This window comes from Aliikangiella maris, assembly GCF_040719265.1.
In the GTDB taxonomy this organism is placed as follows: Bacteria; Pseudomonadota; Gammaproteobacteria; order Enterobacterales; family Kangiellaceae; genus Aliikangiella; species Aliikangiella maris.
The window spans coordinates 1-5482 of record NZ_JBFDAH010000055.1 but is presented as its reverse complement, the minus strand read 5'-3'; the positions used below and the strand labels follow the sequence as shown (position 1 = coordinate 5482).

The 5482-nt window shown below is 39.2% G+C and carries 5 protein-coding genes; all 5 read right to left on the bottom strand.

The window, feature by feature from the left end; all coding sequences use genetic code 11:
- Nucleotides 1-540 (bottom strand): hypothetical protein (locus tag ABVT42_RS21485; RefSeq protein ID WP_367024414.1); only part of this gene is annotated, 540 nt, incomplete at its 3' end.
- A gap of 650 nt (nucleotides 541-1190) precedes the next feature.
- A complete protein-coding gene (locus tag ABVT42_RS21480) occupies nucleotides 1191-1802 on the bottom strand; it encodes a hypothetical protein (RefSeq protein ID WP_353898019.1) in 612 nt (203 codons plus the stop codon).
- 400 nt (nucleotides 1803-2202) lie between these two features.
- Nucleotides 2203-4125, bottom strand: coding sequence for a M20/M25/M40 family metallo-hydrolase (locus ABVT42_RS21475; RefSeq protein ID WP_367024413.1), 1923 nt, complete (start codon nucleotides 4123-4125; stop codon nucleotides 2203-2205).
- Between the two features lie 196 nt (nucleotides 4126-4321).
- A complete protein-coding gene (locus tag ABVT42_RS21470) occupies nucleotides 4322-4903 on the bottom strand; it encodes a PPC domain-containing protein (protein ID WP_367024411.1) in 582 nt (193 codons plus the stop codon).
- Nucleotides 4904-4953: 50 nt separating this feature from the next.
- Entirely contained in the window at nucleotides 4954-5436 is a 483-nt protein-coding gene (locus ABVT42_RS21465; protein WP_465251086.1) for a M4 family metallopeptidase, read from the bottom strand.
- Nucleotides 5437-5482 lie beyond the last annotated feature (46 nt).

Genomic DNA, 5482 nt, shown 5'->3' with positions numbered 1-5482 from the left:
AAGGAAAATGTAAGCCAGTTCTGGTTCACCTTTGACATCACCGATTGATAATGCAGCCGTTTTAGCTTGCTCGCCGTTGTCGTTAGCGCTGATGAAAGCTTGATTAGTCGCTGCGTTATTATCAACAGCTAGTGAACCCGTTAATGCGTAAACTTGTCCGCTTGTACTGGTTAAAGAGCTATTGGTCAAGTTGGCATGCATGATCAAGCTGGTACCATAAACGTTTAAGCCGTTAATTGTTTGATTAAAGTGTGTGTGTGATTTACCTAACTCATCAACCCATTGACGTTTTACTGAAAATTTTTCTTGTCCTGTATAACCAAAAGCGGCATGTTGAGAAAGAATGTTGGTCAGTGATTGTGCTGCAGATTTCTCTGTCATGCTACCTAAGTTGCCAGTAACAAAAGTTGGCGCACCATTCGTTGTTTGTTGTTGTACTGCGATTGAGAAAGATTCGTTTGCAGTAGCACTCAAACTCATCATTGAGAGTGTTGCGCTAATGATAACGGGGAGAGTTTTTAGTTTTAACTCACGGTTCATTGTATTCTCCTGAAAGATACTTTTTTTATTAGGTGTATTTCCGTTTTATTGGTTTCCTTTAATTCATCAGCGAAAGAAAATTTAAAATTTTTATTAAAATAATTTTTTCTATCCGCTTCAGAAAAAGTATCGCTAAATAAATTAAAAAAATTTAGCTTGGCACTATTTAGTGTGCGAAGAAATATTATTCGCCAAATTAGTTAAAAGCAAACCGATAGTGTGAATAGGTCACAAAACTAGAGGGTAAATAATTCACATGAAAAAAGGCTTTTTTCGAATAACCCCTTATTTCCCTAGGGAATAACTTTCTGGTATGACCAGTAAGGTTGGTCTTTACATTCCAGAAAAAATACTATTTTAAATAAAGTAGGTGTTTTTTTGATATAGCATTTATGAATGAATATATTCTAATTGTTATAAGTAACTATAAACTGAAATAAATAGTGATGTGGCTTTTTTAATTATGAAATTGCTTAATTAAACTCAAGCCAAATAGGTGATTTAGTATAAATGGGGTTTAGGAACAAAGTGTAATATCAAAAGCTAATTTTGACGTAAAATATACTCAGATAAATAGATAATAAATTGACATTATCTATTTATCTGTTGTTGATGGTTAATTATAAAGCGTGATACCCAGAAATACTAAGCTAATGATTGGGTATAAATCCACCCGATGTTTGAATTTTGGGATGGCGAGTTAAAATTTCAGCGGTTTGTGTATCAAAGAAAATATCATCTCTACCAAAATCACCTGCACCATTATCCCAGCTAACTTCAATTCGCCAGCAAATTTTAGTTTGCCCACTTTCTAAGAAAATAAACGCCAACTCTGGCTTACTTGTTGATTGACCGATCTTTTGGGCTGCTTTGGTGGCATCGGCACCTGCATCATTATGTTTTAATATTTTTTGTGTGACTGACGGATAGGAGTCAACCGCTAAGGTACCATTCAAAGCATAAATATTAGCGACTGGATCGGATACTTGTATATTGTTAGGCGAAACGTCTGCATGTAGCAGCATATTAGTGCCATAAACTTTAAGTTGATGAATCGTTTGGTTAAAACGAGTGTGTAATTTATTCAATGAATCTATCCATTGCTGTTCAATTGTAAAGTCGATGTTGTCATTAAATTGAAGTGCGGGCCTGTTTTTTAATATTTGTTTAAGAGAATCGATAGCGTCACTTTTTTTCATTATTCCAAGATCATCGTTGAGAAAGATAGGTGATTGAACAGATGGGCTGATTGATGAATTCATTGATTTTGTCTCTTGAGGTTTTTTCGATAAGGCACTGACTTGAAAACTAATACTTAATAATAAACTGACTGCAGTTATTTTAAATAGCTGGCGTGACCGATTGAGTGGGTAAGCTAGAATAGATTTGAAGTTTTGATTATTCACGGTGAGCCTGCTTGAGATTTTTATTGTAAGTAATAGTTAAGTATTAACTGCGATTTTTGGCTATTAACTTTATGATAATGATAGTAATAGACGTGTTTAATTTCTGAACTAATATATAGACTGTTGCTGCGGATAACAAGCCTTCACAAGAAAACATTGGGCACTTTATTTACTTAATTATTTATTTAAAAAAGGAGAAGATTTAATCTTCCCCTTTTCGTTAAAGTGACAAATTTAAATGGCTTATTAGCACCTATTAATTGGCTTTCAAATTAAGTGTCACACCAGAAGTTGCCGAATAACCATATAAACTGATATGCCATGTTCCAGAAGCTGGATTGTTAAATGTACAAAGTTCACTGTTGCCATTTTTGTAAGGTCGACAATCATAACTTGATGATGTTGGCTGAGTTCCATGACGAACATACAAATCAGCATCGCCTGTTCCACCAGAAATTTCAACTGTCAAACTGCTATATCCCGCCGCTAATTCTTGCGTGTAGTGCTTCCATAATCCTTGTGAAACAGAAATATTATTGACGGTTTCGTCTATCGGATCGTTACCAGGTGGTGGCGGTGGCGGTGGCGGTGGCGTTGAGCCATCAGTGTAACTGCCTTTTAAGGTAACACCAGAGAAGCTGCTATAAGCTTTTAAGCGTACATAGTAACGACCACCAGTTTGATTTAAAGTACAGCTTTCTGCATTACCACTTTTATAAGGTCGGCAGTCATAGCTAGAATCAGTTGGTGCTGAACCATATTTAACAGACAGGTCAGCATCACCAGTACCGCCACTCATTTCTACCTTAATATTTGTTGCACCTGTAGGGACATCGAAAGTGTAGTTCAGTTCGTTACCGGTATTTGCACTTAAATTTGTTTTGGCAACACCATTTTCCAGTTTGTTTCCGGGCGGTGGTGGCGGTGGCGGCGGTGTTGTTCCACCTGTTCCACCCTTAGCCAGTTCTGCAATATATGCCGCCGATAGTCGAGCAAACTTAATCGAGTGAGATACATCATAAGAGGTATCACTGGATGTATGAATGTTGGGATTGGAATTATTGATACGTGCTTCCGCCGGGAATGATGCGGCAAAGCCTTCGTTGTTCCATGAGGCATGATCAGAACAAGCATAGCCGCATTGTGAGTTTTCATGAGATACGCTGGGCTGATAGGTATCGACCAACTGTCCCATAAACTGATTTTGTGCATTGTTGGTATAGTCACTGATAAAAACGATATCAGCACTTTGATTGCCTTTATAACCGCTCATATCAAACTGTGCGACACCAATAACATTTTTACCGGTTGAGCTGTAGTTTTGTGCAATGGCTTTTGAACCGCGCAGGCCAACTTCCTCTGCTGCGTAACCCATAATTTTTACAGTACGTTCAGGTTTAAAGCCGCTTGCTACAATGGCGCGTAATGTTTCAGTAACTACGGCAATTCCCGATGCATTATCATCGGCTCCCGGCGCTCTTCCCGAAGATGGATTGGATTGATTAATTGAATCCAAATGACCACCAATAACCACAATTTCATTGGGATAAGCTGTTCCTGTAATAGTGGCAATGACTGATGGTTGACTCCAGCTATGACCATAAGTTTCAACGCTGATATCAGAGCGCCCATTACTGATAGATTGCCATTCACTTTTTATCCAGTTAGCAGCATCGACACCAGACTGTTGCGTGTAGTAACGGTTGTGATAATTCTTTAAAGTATTAACCGTACTGCTTAAGTTAGTGGTTGACATTTCATTAACTAACGCATTGACGCCGCTACTATTGTTAATGGTGTAGTTAACCGCAATGCTGGGGGTGGTTTGCATAGGCGCGGTAGCGAATAAATGGGCTTCGGTAAAGGTGTCGTGAAAAATAAAACCACCACATCGATGGAATTCATCATGCATTAATTGACTAAGTTGTGGAATTTTTGATTCAGCCATTTGCACAACGGCGACATTGCCATGACTGGCATTACGGATATTAGCGCGTTTAAAATCAAATTGTGTTGTATATTTTTGGGTAATTAAATCGTAGGCGTCAGTGCCAATAGAAACCCAAACTTGTTTTTCTTCATCATCTTGGCTGGTCAGTGCTGATTGGGATTGCGTAAAAGCAGGGGGTAGAAAAGTCATACCGCCTAACGCCAACAAGGTCATAATATTCTTATTCATGTGTTGCCTCTTGGTGCGTATATATTTTTATAGTGAAAGTTATTTCGAGAAATGTTTTGAAAATTGATTTGTGTATTGTTCCAAAATTTACTGTTAGTTTTCTCGAAAGAGTCATTTGAGAATTGTCTTGAAACTACCTGTATTTCGTGTGTAAAACAGAGGAGCAAAAGCTCCTCTGTCAATACCTTAATTAAAATTAAGGATTGGCTTTAAGGTTTAAGGTAATACCTGAAGTAGTTGAGTAACCGTACAGGCTAATATACCAAGTGCCTGCTTGTGGATTGTTGAAAGAACAGGTTTCGTTATTTCCATCTTCGTAAGGACGACAATCATAGCTTGAACTTGTTGGTTGCGCGCCGCGACGAACATACATGTCAGCATCGCCAGAACCACCAGAAATACTCACTGTCATAGTTGAATAACCGGCTGGTAATTCTTGAGTGTAATGTTTCCATTGGCCTTGACTAACGCTAATGTTACTCACCGTTTCATCAATTGGATCATTGCCTGGAGGAGGTGGTGGAGTAGAACCACCATCGTAGCTACCTGTTAAAGTAACGCCAGAGAATGTGCTGTAAGCTTTTAAGCGAACGTAGTAAGTGCCACCCGTTTGGTTACCGGTACAGGTTTCATTGTTACCACTTTCGTAAGGACGACAATCGTAGCTTGAATCAGTCGGTGCTGAACCAAATTTTACATACATGTCAGCATCGCCATTGCCACCGCTCATTGCAATGTTAATGTTAGATGCGCCTGAAGGAACCTGGAAAGTAAACAATAATTCTTCGCCAGTGCTTGCGCCTAATCCTGTTTTTGGTACACCATTTTCTAAGANCCGCCAGGAGGTGGTGGGGGAGGAGGATTACCGGTTGGACAACTACCCACACCAACAGCACACCATGCCGTTTCAACCGCAGTTTTTTCAGCCGCACCGTATAAATCGTTAGCTGCATTTGCGGTTGCCGTACGTGCACCAGAGAAATTAGTGTTTTGGTTCATGTAGGTGGTTGCAGCGCGATAGAAAATCTTTTCTGCTTTAGCCATACCAATTGAAGGTACTTGTGCATTTGATTTATTACGAGGATGTGTTCCACCATCAACTAATAATACATAAGCCAGGTTACCAATACCTGAGTTCCAGTGAACACCACCATTGTCTAGTGTACCGGTGTATCTTTCTGGATACCAGTCTTTTGAACGACCGTCTTTGGTTGGGTTGTTCATGTAACGTAGTGCTTTACCTGGGGTGTTATATAAACCATCACCTAATAACCAGCTTGATGAAGTGGTACCATTGCGATAAGACTCAATGGTTACACCAAAAATATCAGACCAGGCTTCGTTTAACGCACCTGAT